Raw genomic sequence first — 17791 nt, forward strand, 5'->3', positions numbered from 1 at the left:
GTGCGGTGAGCTGGGAACCGGCGACGGAGGAGGATCAAGAATGGGCGGCACGGAGGTCGAGGTCATGGTCGGCCGGCTCGGCGAGCTGCTGACCGGAGTCGACAGGCTGGCGGTGGCCTTTTCCGGTGGTGTCGACTCATCGCTGTTGCTGGCGCTCGCGGCACGGGCGCTGGGCCGGGATCGGGTGATCGCTGTGCTCGGGGTCTCGCCGAGTCTGCCGGGACACGAACGGGCCGTCGCGCACGACACCGCCCGGCATATCGGGGTTCCGGTTGTCGAAGTGGTGACCTACGAAGGTGACCGGGCCGCTTACCAGCGCAACGGCCCGGACCGATGTTTCCACTGCAAGGACGAGCTGTTCACGCGCATCAGCGACGACGTTCTCGCCGAGTACCGGGTGGACGCGGTCGCGTACGGGGAGAACGCCGACGACGCGCGCCGCCCCGACCGGCCCGGCGCCCGAGCGGCGACCGCACACCGGGTGCTGCGGCCATTGGCCGAACTCGGCCTCGCCAAGACGGACGTGCGCCGCCTCGCCGCCGCCTGTGGTCTTTCCAGCGCCGCCAAGCCCGCCGCGCCGTGCCTGGCGTCGCGGATACCGCACTTCAGCGACGTGACTCCGGCGAAGCTCGCGCAGATCGAGCGGGCCGAAGCCGGCCTGCGGCGGCTCGGCTTCACCGACCTGCGCGTGCGACACCACGGCGACGTCGCCCGCATCGAACTACCACCGGACGACCTGCCCACAGCGGTCAGCGGCCCGCTGCGTGATGCCGTGCACGCCGCCGTCCTCGACGCGGGGTTCCGGTTCGCCGCGCTGGACGTCGCCGGCATCCAATCCGGCGCGTTCACCCTGCCGCTGGTGCAGATCGCCGGTGTCTGACAGCCTCGGCTACGCCGATCTCGACTGGGACCGGACCGCCCGGCGCGGCTACCCGGAAGCCGTCTACTGCGCGGGCAAGACCCCGGCCCAGGTCGCCGGCATCGCCGCCGCGGTCCGCGAGCGCCCCGACGTGGTCACCCTGTTCACCCGGGCCGACCAGGACCATGCCGCCGCGGTCCTGGCCGAGCTGCCGGACGCCCGCCATGAACCCGACGCCGCCCTGCTGGCCTGGCCGCCTACTGTCCCACCGGCCACCGGTGGCCTGGTCGTGGTGGTCGCCGCCGGAACTTCCGACCTGCGCGCCGCCCGGGAGGCCGAACTGACCGCCCGTTACCTGGGCCGCCCCACCGAACTGGTGGTCGACGTCGGAGTGGCCGGGCTGCACCGCATCCTGGCCCGTGTCGACCTGCTGCGCCGGGCCCGGGCGGTGGTGGTGGCCGCCGGGATGGACGGGGCTCTGCCCAGCGTCGTCGCGGGCCTGGTCGCAGCACCTGTCGTGGGCCTGCCGACCTCGGTCGGCTACGGCGCCGCGTTCGGCGGTCTCGCGCCGCTGCTGACCATGCTGAACGCCTGCGCGCCGGGGGTCGCCGTGGTGAACATCGACAACGGCTACGGGGCCGGTCACCTGGCCGCCCAGATCGCCGCGGACCCAGCATCGTGACCCGGCACGCCTGGATCGACGCGTCCGCCGGGGTTGCCGGTGACATGCTGCTCGCAGCGCTGCTCGACGCGGGCGCCCACATCGGCGCGGTGCAGTCAGCGATCGACGTGGTGGTGCCGGAATCGGTGCGCGTCAGCACGACTGAGGTCACCCGGGCGGGTCTGCGCGCCTGCAAGGCTCACGTCGACGCTCACGCCGAGAGCCCGCCGCACCGCACATGGGCGTCGATCCGGACCCTGCTGGCCGGCGCCGACCTTCCCACCGCGGTACGTGAGCGGGCCACAGCCGTCTTCGCCCGCCTGGCCGAGGCCGAAGCGCGAGTGCACGGCGTCACCGCCGGCGATGTGCACTTTCATGAGGTGGGTGCGCTCGACGCCATCGCCGATGTGGTCGGCGTGTGCGCGGCGCTGCACGACCTCGATGTCACCTCGGTCTCCTGCGGTCCGGTCGCCGTCGGCTCCGGCCACGTCCGGGGAGCCCACGGCCGGTTGCCCGTGCCGGTGCCTGCCGTCGCGGAACTCGCGCGCGGCTGGCAGGTGTCGGCCGGCGGCCCGGGTGAACTGGCCACCCCAACCGGCATGGCGCTGATCCGGGCCCTCGCCCCGGTGTGCGAGGACCTTCCCCCGATGACGCTCGACACCGTCGGCGTCGGCGCCGGCGGACGGGACCGCCCGGACCGGGCCAACGTCGTACGCGTCCTGATCAGCGTTGCGCCCCTGACCGGCGTGGGAATGGCGGCCGATGCCGGGACTGAGCAGGCCGTGCTGCTGGAGTGCAACGTCGATGACCTCGATCCGCGGCTGTGGCCGGGTGTGCTCACCGGCCTGATGGAGCACGGCGCCGCAGACGCGTGGCTGGCGCCGATCGTGATGAAGAAGGGCCGCCCCGCGCACACCCTCAGCGTGCTCTGCGCGCCGGACCGGGCGGATCGCCTGCGGGACCACATGTTCGAGCACACCAGCACGCTCGGCATCCGCGCATCACCGAGGCGCAAGACCGCGCTGGACCGGCTCTTCGTGACGGTGCAGATCCGCGACGGATCGATCCCGGTCAAGGTGGGCCACCGGCACGGTGTGATCGTCCAGGCCATGCCCGAGTTCGACGACGTCGCCGAGCTCGCCCGTGGCTTGGGGCTGCCCGAGCGTGTGGTGTTGCAGGAAGCCCTGTCAGCCGCGGCTGCCGCGGGTTATGCCCCCGGCGGCAAGCTGGCGCTTGGCTGACGGCGGTCCCATCGTGCGAGCAGCCGTTGGACCACTTCTGCGGGCGCGGCGTGGACGTCGACGACGATGCCCGTCTCATCGGGTTCGAGCTCTTCCAATGTCTCCAGCTGTGAGTTCAGCAGCCCGGCCGGCATGAAGTGCCCCTGCCGGGCGGTCAGCCGGTCGGTGAGCAACTCGGTGCCGGCGCGCAGGTGGACGAAGTGCAGCGGGCCGGCACCCGCGGTGAGCAGGTCGCGGTAGCGGCGGCGCAGCGCCGAGCAGGCCAGCACGACCGGACGGCCGGCCGCGCGTTCGGCGGCGACCGTGACGGCGCACGTGTGCAGCCACGGCTCCCGGTCCTGGTCGGTGAGAGGTATACCGGCCGCCATCATGGTCTTGTTGGCCGCCGGGTGCAGGTCGTCGGCGTCGATGAAGACAGCACCGGGGATGGCTGCGGCGAGCAGGGTTCCGATGGTGGACTTGCCGCTCCCGGACACTCCCATCACCACGATGGCCTGCGACATGAATAGCTCCTTGATCAGGTGGCGGGCCGGCGGCACGGGCGAGGGGGTCCCGCGCCGCCGGTGGATCGATCAGGCCGGTTTGCGGTGGCCCAGTTCGCGCCAGCGGCGGCGCAGCTCCTGGGCGGCGGCCTTGGGGCGGCGGTCGCGGGTGAACACGCCCTTCTTGTTGCCGTCGACGCGGTGGATGCCGTGTGAGGTCTGGAAGTCGGCAAAGTTCCAGACGTGTTCGCCGACGAACCCGTCGATGCGGTCGAAGACGCGGTGGTGCATGGCCAGGAACGCCGACTGGTATTCCTCGGTCCACGGGGTGTCCCAGATCGAGTGCAGGCCTGCCTGGGTGTCGGCGCCGTACTCACTCATCATGATCGGTTTACCGAAGCGGGCCAGCCAGCCCCGCAGATCCTGCTCGAGGTACTGCTCGGCGGTGGCCAGGTCACCGGTGGCGATGTACCAGCCGTAGTAGCGGTTGATCGACAGCACGTCGAACAGGTCGGCGATCTGATCGTTGGCTGCGGTAGCGAACATGACCGCCGAATAGGTCAGCGGCCGGGTCGGATCGAGGGTGCGTGCCAGCTTCACCAGCGGCTCGAAATACTCGCGGGCCCCGTCCTCGTTGGAGGCGGGCTCGTTGGTCAGCGACCACATGACGACACTCGGGTGGTTCTTGTCCCGGGCGATCAGCTCGGTGATGGCTTGGGCGTGCGCGGCCCGGGTGTCGTCACCGAACGTCTCGGCGGAGAAGGTGGGTCGTGGCGGGGCGCCGGTCAGCCCGGAGACGACGGCCAGGTTGAGGCCGACGGCGGCCGTCTCGTCGATGACGACGATGCCGTGCCGGTCGGCGAAGTCCATGACCTCTTCGGCGTACGGGTAATGCGAGGTTCGGAACGAGTTCGCGCCGATCCAGTCGAGCAGCTGGAAGTCGTGGACGAGATACGCGTCGTCGTGGCCCTTGCCGCGCACGGCGGTGTCCTCGTGCTTGCCGAACCCGGTGAAGTAGAACGGCTCCCCGTTGATCAGGAAATCGGTCCCGCGTACCTCGACGGTTCGCACACCGAACGGCTGGAGGTAGACGTCGTGGCCGTCGATCGAGGCTTCCAGGGTGTAGAGGTATCCGGCACCCGGTTTCCACAGGGTCGGGCTGTCGATCGTGGCGACCCCGTCCACGCCGGTGGCGACGACCGCGCCGGAGGCGTCCAGAATCCGCACCCGCACGTCGGCAGGCTCGCTGGTGAGGACCTCGTAGGAGACGCTCCCGTCGAGCGCGGTCGTCACGGTCACGTCGGTGACGTGCAACCGCGGGATGCTGTGCAGCCACACCGACCGGTGCAGGCCTGCGTAGTTGTAGAAGTCGTGCTGGTACTGCTGCCGCTTGCGGCCTGCCTGGTCGACGGTGATCGTGCCGGGCGGGATGGTGGTCTCGGTGAGCTCGTTGTTCACGGCGATGGTGAGTGCGAACTCGGCGCCGGCGGCGACCAGGTCGGTGATGTCGGCGTCGAATGGCGTGTATCCGCCGACGTGTTCGGCCACCAAGGTGTCGCCGACGTAGACGCGGCCGTGGTGGGTGGCGGCCTCCACGCGTACCAGGATCCGCTCACCGGTCCAGCCGCGCGGCACCCGGACGGTGCGCCGGTACCAGGCCCAGCCGACATGGTCGCGGATCGCCGGGTCGGTGAAAAGGTCGTTGTAGCTGGCCGGGACGGCCGCTTCGAGCGTGGTGTCCGGGTCGAACGCGTCGCCGACCGAGAAGTGCCAGAGTCCGTCGAGGCTGATCTGCTCGCGGGTGGCGGTGGGGCGGGGCTTGAGCATGTCAGATTCCGTTCCGGCGGGCGATGGATCCGAGCCAGGCCAGGCTCGGCTTGGGGGTGCGCACGAACGTCTCGCGGTCGACGGCGATCAGCCCGAAGGTGGGCGCCCAGTGGCCCCATTCGTAGTTGTCGAGCAGGCTCCAGTGCAGGTAGCCGCGCACGTCCACACCATCGGCGACGGTCTCGGCGAGGCCTTCCAGAGCTGCCTTCGTGTACGCGATGCGGCGCTCGTCGTCATTGGTGGCCATGCCGTTCTCGGTGACCACGATCGGCACGCCTTCGGCGCGCTCCCAGGTGTGACGGACCGCCATGGCGAGCGCGTCCGGCCGGTATGCGGTGCCGACCAGGGTGTTGTCCGGGTGCACCGGGTGCGGCTCGATGCCGTTCTCGTTCACCCACATGCTGGAGTAGGACTGCACGCCGACGAAGTCGTCGCCCTTGGCGCCGTCCAGGTACAGGTCCTCCCGAGCGTACCGGACCTCGCGCAGTTTCTCCTCACCACCGGGCCGGGCCACCAGGGCCTGGTTGGCGATGGTCCAGCCGACCTTGGCGCCGGTCCGCTCCCGGACGATGTCGCGGACGGCATGGTGGGCCTCGACCAGCCGGCGGCCGATCGCCGGGTCCGGGCTGGGCAGCACCGGGCGCTCGCCGGTGTCGACGGTCGGGCTCTGCCACTCGCCGGAGGCGGCGAGCCGGGCCATCATCGTCATGATGGCGAGCATGTTGGGTTCGTTCATGGTGCAGACCCACGGCACCCCGTCGAGGATGCCGGTGACGGTCTCGGTGTAGGCGCGGAACCGGTCGATCGCCCGCTCCCCCATCCAGCCGCCCTCGGCGGCGAACCAGCGCGGGTTGGTGAAGTGGTGCAGGGTGACGACCGGCGTCAGCCCGAGGTCGAGGGCGGTGTCGATCATGCGCCGGTAGTGGGCGAGTTCGGCCCGGGAGATCAGGCCGGGCTCGGGTTCGATGCGCGCCCATTCGATACCGAACCGGTAGGAGTTCAGGCCGGCGTCGGCGAGCAGGCGCATGTCCTCGGCGTAGCGGTGGTAGCTGTCGCAGGCGTCGCCGCTGCGTTCCATGCCGGGCATCGCGCCCTCGGCCGCCCAGAAGTCGTTGTTGACGTTGTTGCCTTCGATCTGGTGCGGCGCGGTGGCCGCGCCCCAGAGGAAGCCGTCGGGAAAGGTGGTCATCGCAGGGTCCTCATCTGTTGCACGGTGGTGCGGAAGGCGTCGTCCGCGGCGAGCCGCGGGTCGATCTCGGTCAGGTCGAAACCGGAGGCGGCGATCGCTGTCGCGCACCCGGTGGCGGGTCGGCCGGCGGCGCGTTCGAGCCGGGCGACCGGGACGATGCGCAGGCGCAGCTTGGTGAGCGCGTCCTCGGCGATCTGTGCCAGGCGGTGCTCGATACGGGGATTGCTGAACCGGTCGGCGAGCGCGGAGCGGTAGTCGTCGAGCTGAAGGTCGGGCAGGTGCCGGCAGGCCTCGTCCCACAGCGCCTCCACCTGCACGCGGCAGGCCGGGTCGGTGAACGCCTGCGCGACCGTGCTGTGTCCCCGCCCGAGCCCGGTGGCGGCGAGCAGGGTGTGCGCGCCGTTGAGCAGCCACAACTTGCGGGTCTCCCACGGTCCGATGTCGTCGACGAACCGGGCGCCGGCGCTCTCCCACGCCGGACGGCCGGACGGGAAGTCGCCGCAGAGCACCCAGTCGGCGAACGGTTCGGTGACCACCGGCGCTTCGTCACGCCGGCCGGTAGCGGCTTGCACCCGGCCGGTCTCCTCCGCGGTGATGCGCGGGGTGATCCGGTCGACCGACGTGGAGACCACCGAGATGCCGGTGGGCAGCCAGTCGCGCAGTTCGGGTGAGACCTGTTCGGCGAGCGTCTCCAGGGCGAGCCGCACGGCTTCGCCATTCGCGGCGAGGTTGTCGCACGGCACGATCGCGAGCGGCGGCGCGGCGGCCCGGCGGCGCGCTTCCAAACCCATCAGGGTACGGCCGAGCACCGTGCCGGGAACCGTGGCGCCATGCCCCACCCGTACCCGGAAGAAAGCTCTCAGTAGCTCGATGTCGGCGACCACCGCGGGATCGGACAGGTCGGGGCCGCCGCCCGGCGCCAGCCGGTAGGCGGCCTCGGTGACGGTGAGGGTGAGCAGCGCCGTCCGCGGCTGGCCCAGCATCCGGGTGAGCTCCAGGGTGTCGGTGCCGGGAACGGCCCGCACGATGCTGGCGACGGTGGCGAACCGGTCGCCCTCCGGCGCGCGTTCGACGAGCGTGTAGACGCCCTGCTGCGCGGTCAACCGCTCGGCGAGCCCGACGCTACGGCCGGTGAACGCGACGATGCCCCAGTCGGCGGCGTTTGCGGCGCGGTCGGTATACCAGGCCTGGTGAGCGCGGTGGAACGCGCCGAGACCAAGGTGCACGATCCGCTCCGGCCGATCACCCGGCGTGGTTCGGGAGAGAAGGGGGCTCATGGCGTTCATCTGAGCCGTGCGCCGGCGAGCCGGTCAATCGGTTGCCGCTTGTTGTCGACCATCACCCGATAATGCTTGCCTCCACGGCAATGTTGCAAATTTTGCAACCAAGAGCGATGGTGGGGGCATGACAGAACACGCTGCCCGCGGCCCTCGGCTGTCAGTGCAGCTCTACAGCGTGCGCGACCAGCTCGCCGCCGACCTCGACGGCACACTCGCCCGGCTGGCGGCTCTCGGCATCGACGCTGTCGAGCCCTACACGGTGTTCGACCGGCCCGACGAACTGGCGGCTGCCCTCGCCCGGCACGGCCTCGCGGCACCCACCGCGCACGCGCCGCTGCTGTCCGATGAGATCGAGTACCAGGGGCATCTCGTGCCGCTTCCGCCACCCGCGATCACCTTCGCGGCGGTGCGGGCCGTAGGTGCCCATGTCGTCTTCGACCCGATGACGTCACCGCAACGCTGGCGCACGCCCGCAGACGTGGCGGCCACCGCCGCCCGGCTCAATGCCGCCGCCGAGACAGCGGCCGGCTTCGGACTGCGCGTGGGCCACCACAACCATTCCTTCGAGTTCCACCAGCGCTTCGACGATGTCAGTGCATACGAATACTTCGTCTCCCTGCTCGACGAGTCGGTGCTGCTCGAGGTCGACCTCTACTGGGCGGCGCTCGCCGGACAGGACCTTCCCGCACTGCTGCAGCGGCTCGGGTCCCGGGTCCACGCGGTGCACGTGAAGGACGGCTCGGTTGTCGCCGACCCGTTCGTGTCGGCGGCGAGCTACGACGCCGCGCTGCTCGGGCAGCGGCCGGTCGGTGCCGGTGAACTGGGCGTGGCCGCGGCTCTGGACGTGGCTGGCAACGTACCCCTGCACGTGATCGAGTTCGATCACGCGGCCGACCCGCTCACCGCGATCGGGGAGTCAGTGCGGTACCTGCGAGAAAGGGCGATGCCGTGACCCAGCCGGGACTTCGGGAACGCAAGAAGGCGGCGACCAGGGCGACGCTGAGCCGCACCGCATGGTCGATGATGCTGGAACAGGGCCTGGACGCGGTGACACCCGAATCGGTGTCCGCGGCCGCCGACATGGCGCCGCGAACCTTCCGGTACCACTTCCGCAACCGCGAGGAGGCGATCCTCGACGAACTGGCCCAGCAGCATCTGACTCTGGCCGACCAGATCCGGGCGCGGCCCGCGCAGGAGCCGACCTGGGACTGTCTGCTGGCGGTACTGCCGCCGGCGGTCGCGCAGATGTGCGGCGACCGCACCGTCTTCGCCACTCTCATGCGGGTCATCAGCGACAACCCAGCCATGCTGGCGCAGAACCTGGTGGTGCTGGAGCACAGCCGACTCTCCCTCGCCCGGGCCATCGGCGAGCGGACCAGCACCGAAGTGCACGCCGCCACCTTCGCGAACCTGCTCGCCGGCGCGGCTGTCACCGCGATCAGCACCTCGGTGGCCCACTGGGCGCAGAGCACCACCGACACGGATCTGGCCGACCTGCTGACCGACTGCCTGACCCAGCTGCGCAGGGGTCTGCCGTGACCCGGCTGATCTGCAGCCCGGACGCCGGTTCATCGACACCGGCGATGTCCCCGCACCGTTTCCGCCTTCGCCGTCTGCGGGCTGCGGGTCGTCGGCCTCGGCAGCGGCCCACTGCCCGCCGCGGCACAGGTCTCGGCCGGGGTACCGACCCGCTCACCGCACATCAGTTGGCCGGCCCTCAAGGGGGCACGCTGCTACAACGTCCGCTACGGACTGCCTCCGACAAGCTCTACCACTGCTGGCAGGTCGACGACGCCACCGCACTCGACCTGCGTTCACTCAATGCGGGACACGCCTACTGGGTCGCCGTCGACACGTTCAACACCAACGGCGTCACCCGTGGCACCCCCGTACCGATCGAGGAGACCTCACGGTGACCACCCCCTACGACCTGCGCATCGACGTGCCTTCGGCCCGGCCCCAGCTGTCCTGGAAACCCGGTCGCGGCAGCACCTGGCATGTGCACGCCCGCGTCGACGGCGTCGCGATGCCGGCCGCCACCGTATCGCAACACCTGTTCGTCGCCTGGCCTTGGCGCGACCTGACCAGCGGCCAGACGGTCCAATGGCAGGTCGGCGACTCGCCCTGGCACACCTTCGAGGTGGGTCTGCTCGACCAGGACTGGACCGCATCCTGGATCTCCCCCGCCGAAACCACCACGCCACCGCTCGGGCAGCGACCCGCCTACACGCTGCACGGCCGTTTCGAGGTGACCGGTGAGGTGGCACGCGCCCGGCTCTACGCCACCGCGCTCGGCGTCTACGAGGCCTTCGTCAACGGCGACCGCGCCGGTGACGCCGAGCTCACCCCCGGCGCCACCTCCTACGCCGACACCCTGTACGCCCAGGCCTACGACGTCACCGCCGCCCTGCATCCCGGCGACAACACCGTCGAGGTGCTGCTGTCCGACGGCTGGTACCGCGGCATGAACGGCACCTGGCGCAAACCCGGCGCGTGGGGCGAGCGCACCGCCGCCCGCGTGGAGCTGCACCTGCGCTACACCGACGGCCGTACGCAGGTCGTGCGGTCCGGCGGTGACTGGACCTCCCAGCCCAGCGCCGTCACGGCCGCGGACCTGATGAACGGGCAGACCACCGACTTCACCTACGCCGCGCCGACACCGGCGCCGGTGCTCGTCGACGCGGTCACCGCCCCGCCGGTCGACGTCTCACCCGCCCCGCCGGTGCGCCGGATCGAGCAGGTGCGCCCACGCTCGCTCCAGCGCCACGCGAACGGCTCGTGGATCGCCGACTTCGGCCAGAACGCCGCCGGCTGGATCCGGCTGTCCGACCTCGGCCCGGCCGGCACCCGTACCGTCATCGACCACGGCGAACACCTCGACGCCACCGGCGACCTCACCACCTCACACCTGGACAGCGCGAAGCCGGGACAGCCGCCGAGCCCGTTCGTGCAACGCGACCAGGTCGTCTCCGCCGGAACACCCGGGGATGTGTTCGAGCCCCGGCACACCGTGCACGGCTTCCGGTACGCCCGGATCAGCCGTGGTGACGTGCCCCTGGACCCGCATGCTCTGGTCATGCAGGTGGTGCACACCGACCTGCCGCGCACCGCCACGTTCACCTGCGGCGACGACGACATCAACCGGCTGCACGAGATCGCCGACTGGAGTTTCCGCAGCAACGCCGTCGACGTCCCCACCGACTGCCCCACCCGCGAGCGTCTCGGCTGGACCGGCGACTATCAAGTCTTCGCTCCCACGGCGGCCCGCCTGTACGACGTCGACGGGTTCAGCCGTAAATGGCTGCGTTCGGTGCGCGACGACCAGCTCGACGACGGCCGCATCGTCAACACCTCCCCCGACCACGCACGCCTCAAGGTGATCGACAACCTGGAGGCCGGCCACATCACCGGCTCCGCCGGCTGGGGCGACGCCATCGTCACGGTGCCCTGGGTGCTCTACGAGACGTACGGCGACCGCCAAGTCCTGGCCGAGAACGTCGATGCCATGGTCCGGTGGGTCGAGTGGGCGCTGGGCAAGGCCCGCGACGCCCGTCATCCATCGCGGGTGGAACGCAGCGCCGAGCCGCTGCCGCACGAGCAGTATCTCTGGGACGGGTCGTTCCACTGGGGTGAGTGGCTGGAACCCGGCGATCCGGGGCCGGCGGCCAACCCGATGGCGTGGTTCATGGCGGACAAGGGTGAGGTCGGGACGGCGTACCTGTACCGGTCGGTGCGGACCCTGGCCGAGGTCGCGGCCGTGCTCGGTCGCGACGAGGAGGCTGCCCGGTACGCCGGCATCGCCGAGCAGGTTCGCGCTGCCTGGCATACGGAGTTCCTCGACGGCGGCGAGCGCAGGCAGGCCTTCTACGTCCGGGCGCTCGCCTTCGACCTGGTGCCGCAGGAGCTGCAAGCGACGTTCGCCGGCGAGCTGGTCGCGCTGATCCGTGCCGCCGGAACGCATCTGGGCACCGGGTTCCTGTCCACCGCCGACCTGCTGCCGGTGCTGGCCGACACCGGTCACGCCGACGTCGCCTACGACCTGCTGTTGCAACGCACTTCACCGTCGTGGCTGGGCATGCTGGACCGCGGCGCCACCACGATCTGGGAGGACTGGGACGGGGTCAGCGCCGACGGCACCGCGACCGCCTCGCTCAACCACTACAGCAAAGGCGCGGTGATCCGTTTCCTGCACACCCACACCCTGGGTCTGCGGCAGGCGCCCGGCTCCATCGCGTGGGAACGTTTCGTCGTCGCGCCCGTGCCGGACGAGCGGATCGGCTGGGCACGGGGCACGTTCGATAGCCCACAGGGTCTCATCACGGTGAGCTGGCGGCTGGCGGACGGGGAACTGCTCGTCGAGGTCGAGGTGCCCGAGGGCGCCACCGCGGAGATCGTCTTCCCGGACGGCGAGCGGCTGGACGCCCGTCCGGGGCGACACGTCGAGTATCGGCCGGTCAAGCCGTAGGTGTGAGCACCGCCGTCAGGATCCGGGACAGATCCGGGTCCGACGGCGGGTTGCCGTGCGCCGGCTCCCACATGACCACAGCCTGAAACAGCACATGGGCGATGACCGGCACGTCGCTGGCGGGGCTGAGCTCGCCGCGTTCCACCGCGTTTTGCAGTGCGCGGTGGAACGCGGCGAGGGTGCGCGCGTTCGCGGTGCGCACCAGATCGCGTAGTTCAGTGGCGCCGGTGGTGGCCGCTGTGATCATCGCGTGGCCCTCGGGCCGGGCCACGTTCTCCCGGATCAGCATCATCAGCGCGAGCAGGTCACCGGTGACCGAGCCGGTGTCAGGATCGGCGTCGTAGGTTTCGAGCAAGGGTTCGACCACCGCCTGCAGTAGCGCCGCCTTTGACGGCCAGCGCCGGTAGATCGTCGGGCGGCTCACGCCGGCCGCTTTGGCCACGGCGTCGATGGTGAGGCCGGCGAACCCGGTCCTCGACAGCTCCGCCAGGGTCGCGGCGCGGACGCTCTCGATCACCTGGATGCTGCGCGGGCCTCGCTGGATGCCACGGGTGGGCCGGTTCGGTTCGGTCATCAGGTGTGGACCTTAGCGCGCCCGTTAATGTTTACATAGTGTTGCCATTCGCGGATTCGGGATCTAGCCTCGGTCCATGTCCACAGCTGACGTCTCCCACAAGTCCCTGACCGACCTCATTTCCCTGGCCGGCCGCCGCGCCGCCGTCACCGGCGGAGCACGCGGCCTCGGCAAGGCCATCGCCCTGCGCCTGGCCGAAGCCGGCGCCGACGTGGTGATCGGCGACATCGACGAAGACCTCGCCGTCAAGGCCGCCGAAGACATCGCCGAGCGGCACGGCGTACGCGCCGTAGGGGTCGCCCTCGACGTCACCGACAGCGCATCGGTGAGCGCGGTCGCCGACCGCGCGATCACCGAGTTCGGCGGCCTGGAGATCTGGGTCAACAACGCCGGCATCTTCCCCAGCGTGCCGCTGCTCGACATGAGCGACGACGTGTGGGACAAGGTGCTCGACGTCAACGCCCGCGGCACCTTCGTCGGCTCCCGCGAGGCCGCCCGGCGGATGACCGGCGGCGGCGTCATCGTCAACATCGCCTCCACCGCCGGGTTCCGCGGCAGCGCGCCGGGCCTGGCCGCGTACGTCTCCTCCAAGCACGCCGTCCGCGGCCTCACCCGGGAACTGGCCCTGGAGCTGGCGCCGCTGGGCATCCGGGTCCTCGGTGTGGCCCCCAGCCACGTCCCCACGGAAGGCAACATCGCCGCCGCGACGGCCGCCGGTGTCCCCGCCGAGCAACTCGCCCAGATGGCGCTGATGATGACCGGCCCGATCGGCAGGCCCGGCGTCCCGGACGACATCGCCCGGGTCGCACTCTTCTGCGCCTCGGACCTGTCGGCGTTCATGACCGGCAGCACCCTGCTCGCCGACGGCGGCACCACCGCCTGAGCCGGCCCGCTCAGCGCAACACGGGGGCCGCGGTGGATCGGCGCACCACGAGTTCGGTCGCCAGCTGGATGTGCATGCCGAGCGGTTCCTGGCCGCTGATCAGCTGGGTGAGCATGGTGGCCGCGGTCGAGCCCATCGTCGACAGTGGCTGGCGGACCGTGGTCAGTGCTGGCGACACCAGCCGCGCCGCCTCGGCGTCGTCGAAACCGACGATGGACACGCTGTCCGGGACCGCGACCTTGGCGGTGTGGGCTGCCTGCAGCGCGCCGAAGGCGATCCGATCGTTGAACCCGAAGATCGCCGTCGGCGGGTCAGCGAGGCGCAGCAGGTCCAGCGCCTGCTCGTAGCCGCAGGAGGGGCCGCTGTAGGTGCTCGCCCGCACCAGGGCCGGGTCCAGGCTCATCCCGGCGTTGTCGAGTGCTTCCCGGACGCCGTGCAGCCGTTCCTTGGTGCTGAACAGGTGGGGTTCACCGGTGATCAGCGCGATCCGGTGATGACCGAGTTCTAGTAGGTGTTCGGCAGCGCGCTGGGCGCCCATGGCGTTGGTCGCGGTGACCCACGGCATGGGAGCGGTGATCTGGTCGGTGGGGTCGATGACCACGAACTTGAAGCCGCTGTCGTACAGGGCGGAGATCTCCCGGTTCGACTCCGTCGGTAACAGGAGCAGGGCGCCGTCCACGCCCAGCTTGAGGAACTGCTGGATGGCGTCGCTCTGCCGGGGCGCCTCGTGCTGGGTGGTCTCCAGGATCAGGCTCAGTCCGGCGTCGTGGATGACCTGCGCGGCGCCGGCCAGGATGCGGGCGAAGTATTCCGCCTCGATGCGGGGCAGCGTCACCGCGATGCGCCCGGTCTGGCCGGTCGACAACGCCCGCGCCTGCTGATTGCCCGCGAAACCGCGCTCCTGGGCGAGGCGGGTGATGGCGGTGCGGGTGGCGGCCGAGACGCCCGGCTTCCCGCTGAGCGCCCGCGAGACGGTCGCTACCGAGACGCCGGCGATCCGAGCGAGGTCCTGCATGGTGGCCGAATCGCCCTGGATCATCCATCGCTCCCGTGCTGTTGCGCTGTCGATTGCGTGATTTTGCCAAGCGTAAGTGCACCCTGAATAGATCGTTGACGGCCCTACCCCTTGGTGTTACGTTCCACTCCACGCAAACGGTTACGTAAGTATTGCGTGACGCGGGCCATTCGGTTACGCGCCCTGGGCACCACCTCTCTCACCCCGCGCTCCACTCCCCCTGCCAGGAGAAGTGATGAAACGATTCATAGGAGTGTTGGCCGCCGCCACTCTGGTCTTGACCGCATGCTCAGTGCCAGAGAATTCCACCGCCGGCGACGCGGTGACGGCCGACGGGACGGCCGGCGTCAAGGCCAAGGAACTGACCATCTGGACGAGCACCGCCGACCAGCCGTACGTGCGCAACGCCTACACCGGCTTCGAGAAGAAGTTCGGCGTCACGATCAACCTCGTCGAGATCACCGCCGACGGCCTGGAGAACCAGGTACAGACCAAATGGGCCAGCGGCGACCGCCCCGACCTGCTCGAATACCACGCCACGTCACTGTTCTGGGCACTCAACCCCGCCAAGAACATGTACGACCTGTCGAACATGCCCTACGTACAGCGCTCCGGCGCCATCTACGACAGTGCCGGCTCGCTGGACGGCAAGATCTACGCCGCCATCACCGTCGGCCCCGGCCTGTTCGGCATGTACTACAACAAGAAGGTCCTCGCCGACGCCGGCCTGAGCGCACCCAAGACATACGCCGACATCGAAAACATCTGCACCACACTGAAGCAGAAGGCACCCGGCGTCACCCCGATCTACGAGGCCGGCGGCTCCCAATGGCCGACCCAGATCCAGATCCTGATGAACCTGGCCGGCACCGAGAAACAGCAGACCTACTCGAACCAGCTGCTCACCAAGAAGGCCACCCTCGACGACCCGGACGGACCGTTCGTCGCCGCACTCACCGAGTACCAGAAGCTCAACAAGATGGGCTGCTTCAACGCCGACGCCACCACCGCCAAATCCGAGCCCTCGTTCCAGGTCCTCGCCGACGGCAAGGCCGCGCTGCTGCCACAGTCGACCAGCTCCCTGCCGTCACTGAACGCCGTCTACGGCGACGACGTCGCCAAGACCAGCGAGGCCATCGGCTGGGCGTCACCGTCGGCCACCACCACGACCTCCGCATGGTCACCCTCGTTCAACGGCACCTGGTACGTACCCAAGACCGGCAAGAGCGACCGCGAGAGCACCGCCCTGGCCTTCCTGCAGTGGATCACCACCGAGGGCTACCAGGACTACCTGACCGACACCAAGCGCTTCCCGGCGCTGTCCGGTGCGCAGGCCGCCACCGCGACCGGCATCGAGAAGGAGTTCACCGACGCCTACAACGCCGACAAGGCGCTCGCCGTGAACGCGAACCTGGTCGGGTTCAGCGCCCAGTTCCCCACCCTGATGTCCGGCGTGCTCAGCGGCCAGTACACGCCCGTCGAGGCCGGACAACTCGCCCAGAAGGCCCTCACCCAGGGAGCCACGGCCGCGCAGCTGGCAGGCTGGTGATGACCGCCCCCACACTCGCGGCACGCCGTGAGACCGAGCCGCCGCCCGCACCGCAATCCCGGCGCGGGCGGGGGCCCCGGCCCGGCTGGTGGCCGTTCATCATCCCCGCACTCGCGCTGGTCACCGCGTTCTTCACACTGCCGTTCCTGCTGAATCTGCGCTTCGCGTTCACCGACTGGAGCGGCTACTCCGACGCGATCGCGTTCAACGGCCTGGACAACTTCCGCAGCCTGATCGACCAGGACATCCTCTGGCAGTCCATCAAGGTCACCCTGCTGTACGCGCTGGCCGCCATGATCATGCAGAACGTGTTCAGCCTGGGGATGGCCCTGGCACTGCAACGCTCCACCCGTACGAACGGATTCTTCCGCTCCTTCTTCTTCCTGCCCGTCCTGATCGCTCCCGTGGCCGCCGGCTACATCTGGGGCGCCATCCTCGCGCCCGGCGGACCACTCAACGGATTCCTCTCGCTGTTCTCCGACGGCTTCGACTACGCCTGGCTCGGGCACCCGGGCTCCGCCCTGCTGAGCCTGGCATTCATCGACGCGTGGAAGTGGAGCGGCCTGATCACGCTGGTCTACATCGCCGGGCTCAACAACATCCCCGAATCGATCCTCGAAGCCGCCACCGTCGACGGCGCCAACCCCTGGCAACGCTTCTGGCGGATCCGGTTCCGGCTGCTCGCCCCCGCGTTCACCTTCACCGTCGTGGTCACCATGCTCGGCGCGATCAACGCCTACGACCTGGTCGCCGCAACCACCCGCGGCGGGCCCGGCACCTCGACCACCGTCCTGAACATCGCCATGTTCAACCAGTACGGCAGCGGCTTCTTCGGCGTCGCCAGCTCGCTGAGCCTCGTGGTGACGGTCCTGGTCGTCGCGCTCGGGCTGCCGCTGATCGCGTATCTGCGCCGCCGGGAGGTCGAGGCGTGAAAGCACTGCGCGTCACTGCACTCAGTGTGATCGCCCTGCTCTGGGTGGTTCTGCCGCTCTGGATGCTGCTGATCAACTCAGCGAAACCGCTGGCCGAGGCGTCACTGCTGGGCCTCGGCCTCCCCCGCGAGTGGGCGTTGTGGGATAACTACCGGTTCGTGCTGACCGACGGCGGCTACCCGCAGGCACTGCTCAACAGCATGGTCGTCGTCATCCCCACCATCGGTGTGACGGTGCTGTTCGGGGCGATGGCGGCCTGGGCGTACGCCCGCTCGACGGCGATGAGCGCGAAGGTCGCCTACAACATCACCGTACTGTCGATCGTGCTGCCCGCCGCCATCCTGCCCACCATCTACGAGCTGCAGGTGCTCGGCATCGACGGCTCCCGGCTCGGCTACTTCCTGGTGATGGCCGGCACCCGGATGGGCAGCGTCGTCTTCCTCGCCACCGGCTTCATCAAATCGGTGCCACGCGAGCTGGAGGAATCCGCCGCGATCGACGGCGCGAGCCGGCTGCAGATCTTCCTGCGCATCATCTTTCCGCTCGCCGTCCCGGTGCTGCTCGTCGGCTCGGTCATCCTGATCATCTCGACCTGGAACGAGTTCTTCTTCGCCCAGTTCCTGCTCCAGGGCACCGACCGCTCGACACTGCCGCTGGCTCTCTACCACTTCGCGTCCGCCTCAGCGGACCAGCCCGTCATGCGCTGGAACCTGATCTTCGCGCACGTCGTGCTGACCAGCCTGCCCTTGATGCTGGTCTACCTGTTCGTCCAGCGCCGCATCGTCCCGGGCCTGTCGTCCGGCGCGATCAAAGGCTGATCCACCTCCCCCCTTT

The 17791-nt window shown here is 69.8% G+C and carries 17 protein-coding genes; 11 read left to right on the plus strand and 6 right to left on the minus strand.

Annotated elements, in window-relative coordinates:
- Nucleotides 1-40: 40 nt before the first annotated feature.
- Genes AB0M02_RS17950 through larC form a run of 3 tightly spaced genes read left to right on the plus strand, consistent with a single transcriptional unit; the run spans nucleotide 41 to nucleotide 2761 of the window.
- Nucleotides 41-880: an ATP-dependent sacrificial sulfur transferase LarE gene (locus AB0M02_RS17950; protein ID WP_364228053.1), complete on the plus strand. Its 840-nt coding sequence runs from the start codon at nucleotides 41-43 to the stop codon at nucleotides 878-880.
- Nucleotides 873-1541 (plus strand): nickel pincer cofactor biosynthesis protein LarB, encoded by a 669-nt coding sequence (larB, locus tag AB0M02_RS17955; protein WP_364228055.1) that lies wholly within the window; start codon nucleotides 873-875, stop codon nucleotides 1539-1541. The genes AB0M02_RS17950 and larB overlap by 8 nt, the downstream gene beginning before the upstream one ends.
- Entirely contained in the window at nucleotides 1538-2761 is a 1224-nt protein-coding gene (larC, locus tag AB0M02_RS17960) for a nickel pincer cofactor biosynthesis protein LarC (protein WP_364228057.1), read from the plus strand. Before larB ends, larC begins: the two co-directional genes overlap by 4 nt.
- Here the strand turns inward: larC and AB0M02_RS17965 are convergent.
- The 4 genes from AB0M02_RS17965 to AB0M02_RS17980 all read right to left on the minus strand — a co-directional run bounded on the left by AB0M02_RS17965 (nucleotide 2728) and on the right by AB0M02_RS17980 (nucleotide 7536).
- A complete protein-coding gene (locus tag AB0M02_RS17965) occupies nucleotides 2728-3264 on the minus strand; it encodes a gluconokinase (protein WP_364228059.1) in 537 nt (178 codons plus the stop codon). The genes larC and AB0M02_RS17965 overlap by 34 nt on opposite strands.
- 69 nt (nucleotides 3265-3333) lie before the next feature.
- Nucleotides 3334-5070, minus strand: coding sequence for a beta-glucuronidase (uidA, locus tag AB0M02_RS17970; RefSeq protein WP_364228061.1), 1737 nt, complete (start codon nucleotides 5068-5070; stop codon nucleotides 3334-3336).
- A gap of 1 nt (nucleotide 5071) precedes the next feature.
- Complete coding sequence (locus tag AB0M02_RS17975) at nucleotides 5072-6259, minus strand: family 1 glycosylhydrolase (protein ID WP_364228063.1); 1188 nt, start codon at nucleotides 6257-6259, stop codon at nucleotides 5072-5074.
- Nucleotides 6256-7536, minus strand: a complete 1281-nt coding sequence (locus tag AB0M02_RS17980) for a mannitol dehydrogenase family protein (RefSeq protein WP_364228065.1) — start codon at nucleotides 7534-7536, stop codon at nucleotides 6256-6258. Before AB0M02_RS17980 ends, AB0M02_RS17975 begins: the two co-directional genes overlap by 4 nt.
- Nucleotides 7537-7663: 127 nt before the next feature.
- On the opposite strand from AB0M02_RS17980, the gene AB0M02_RS17985 reads away from it, so the two are divergent.
- From AB0M02_RS17985 to AB0M02_RS18000, 4 genes are all read left to right on the plus strand, one after another.
- Entirely contained in the window at nucleotides 7664-8491 is an 828-nt protein-coding gene (locus AB0M02_RS17985) for a sugar phosphate isomerase/epimerase (RefSeq protein ID WP_364228067.1), read from the plus strand.
- Nucleotides 8488-9078: a TetR/AcrR family transcriptional regulator gene (locus AB0M02_RS17990; RefSeq protein ID WP_364228069.1), complete on the plus strand. Its 591-nt coding sequence runs from the start codon at nucleotides 8488-8490 to the stop codon at nucleotides 9076-9078. Before AB0M02_RS17985 ends, AB0M02_RS17990 begins: the two co-directional genes overlap by 4 nt.
- A gap of 167 nt (nucleotides 9079-9245) precedes the next feature.
- The gene (locus tag AB0M02_RS17995) at nucleotides 9246-9455 is read left to right on the plus strand and encodes a hypothetical protein (protein WP_364228070.1); all 210 of its coding nucleotides are present in this window, start codon (nucleotides 9246-9248) and stop codon (nucleotides 9453-9455) included.
- Entirely contained in the window at nucleotides 9452-12004 is a 2553-nt protein-coding gene (locus AB0M02_RS18000) for a family 78 glycoside hydrolase catalytic domain (RefSeq protein WP_364228072.1), read from the plus strand. Before AB0M02_RS17995 ends, AB0M02_RS18000 begins: the two co-directional genes overlap by 4 nt.
- Here AB0M02_RS18000 and AB0M02_RS18005 read toward each other — a convergent pair.
- A complete protein-coding gene (locus AB0M02_RS18005; protein WP_364228074.1) occupies nucleotides 11994-12578 on the minus strand; it encodes a TetR/AcrR family transcriptional regulator in 585 nt (194 codons plus the stop codon). The genes AB0M02_RS18000 and AB0M02_RS18005 overlap by 11 nt on opposite strands.
- Before the next feature lie 76 nt (nucleotides 12579-12654).
- Here AB0M02_RS18005 and AB0M02_RS18010 point away from each other — a divergent pair, with 76 nt between their 5' ends.
- Nucleotides 12655-13461: an SDR family NAD(P)-dependent oxidoreductase gene (locus tag AB0M02_RS18010; RefSeq protein WP_364228076.1), complete on the plus strand. Its 807-nt coding sequence runs from the start codon at nucleotides 12655-12657 to the stop codon at nucleotides 13459-13461.
- Nucleotides 13462-13471: 10 nt separating this feature from the next.
- Here AB0M02_RS18010 and AB0M02_RS18015 read toward each other — a convergent pair whose 3' ends face one another.
- Entirely contained in the window at nucleotides 13472-14500 is a 1029-nt protein-coding gene (locus AB0M02_RS18015; RefSeq protein WP_364228077.1) for a LacI family DNA-binding transcriptional regulator, read from the minus strand.
- A gap of 268 nt (nucleotides 14501-14768) precedes the next feature.
- Between AB0M02_RS18015 and AB0M02_RS18020 the strand changes: the two genes are divergently transcribed.
- From AB0M02_RS18020 to AB0M02_RS18030, 3 genes are read left to right on the plus strand one after another with little or no spacing between them, the layout of a single operon-like run.
- Complete coding sequence (locus AB0M02_RS18020; RefSeq protein ID WP_364228079.1) at nucleotides 14769-16025, plus strand: extracellular solute-binding protein; 1257 nt, start codon at nucleotides 14769-14771, stop codon at nucleotides 16023-16025.
- Nucleotides 16025-16957 (plus strand): sugar ABC transporter permease, encoded by a 933-nt coding sequence (locus AB0M02_RS18025; protein ID WP_364228081.1) that lies wholly within the window; start codon nucleotides 16025-16027, stop codon nucleotides 16955-16957. The genes AB0M02_RS18020 and AB0M02_RS18025 overlap by 1 nt, the downstream gene beginning before the upstream one ends.
- Nucleotides 16954-17775: a carbohydrate ABC transporter permease gene (locus AB0M02_RS18030; protein ID WP_364228083.1), complete on the plus strand. Its 822-nt coding sequence runs from the start codon at nucleotides 16954-16956 to the stop codon at nucleotides 17773-17775. Before AB0M02_RS18025 ends, AB0M02_RS18030 begins: the two co-directional genes overlap by 4 nt.
- Nucleotides 17776-17791 lie beyond the last annotated feature (16 nt).

Origin of the sequence: Actinoplanes sp. NPDC051861 (genome assembly GCF_040681145.1) — a bacterium.
In the GTDB taxonomy this organism is placed as follows: Bacteria; Actinomycetota; Actinomycetes; order Mycobacteriales; family Micromonosporaceae; genus Actinoplanes.

Excerpts from the sequence above, each read along its gene's own strand:
- AB0M02_RS17950 (WP_364228053.1), top strand. The coding sequence starts at position 41 with ATGGGCGGCACGGAGGTCGAGGTCATGGTCGGCCGGCTCGGCGAGCTG.
- AB0M02_RS17965 (WP_364228059.1), bottom strand. The coding sequence starts at position 3,264 with ATGTCGCAGGCCATCGTGGTGATGGGAGTGTCCGGGAGCGGCAAGTCC.
- uidA (WP_364228061.1), bottom strand. The coding sequence starts at position 5,070 with ATGCTCAAGCCCCGCCCCACCGCCACCCGCGAGCAGATCAGCCTCGAC.
- AB0M02_RS17975 (WP_364228063.1), bottom strand. The coding sequence starts at position 6,259 with ATGACCACCTTTCCCGACGGCTTCCTCTGGGGCGCGGCCACCGCGCCG.
- AB0M02_RS17980 (WP_364228065.1), bottom strand. The coding sequence starts at position 7,536 with ATGAGCCCCCTTCTCTCCCGAACCACGCCGGGTGATCGGCCGGAGCGG.
- AB0M02_RS17985 (WP_364228067.1), top strand. The coding sequence starts at position 7,664 with ATGACAGAACACGCTGCCCGCGGCCCTCGGCTGTCAGTGCAGCTCTAC.
- AB0M02_RS18005 (WP_364228074.1), bottom strand. The coding sequence starts at position 12,578 with ATGACCGAACCGAACCGGCCCACCCGTGGCATCCAGCGAGGCCCGCGC.
- AB0M02_RS18010 (WP_364228076.1), top strand. The coding sequence starts at position 12,655 with ATGTCCACAGCTGACGTCTCCCACAAGTCCCTGACCGACCTCATTTCC.
- AB0M02_RS18015 (WP_364228077.1), bottom strand. The coding sequence starts at position 14,500 with ATGATCCAGGGCGATTCGGCCACCATGCAGGACCTCGCTCGGATCGCC.
- AB0M02_RS18025 (WP_364228081.1), top strand. The coding sequence starts at position 16,025 with ATGACCGCCCCCACACTCGCGGCACGCCGTGAGACCGAGCCGCCGCCC.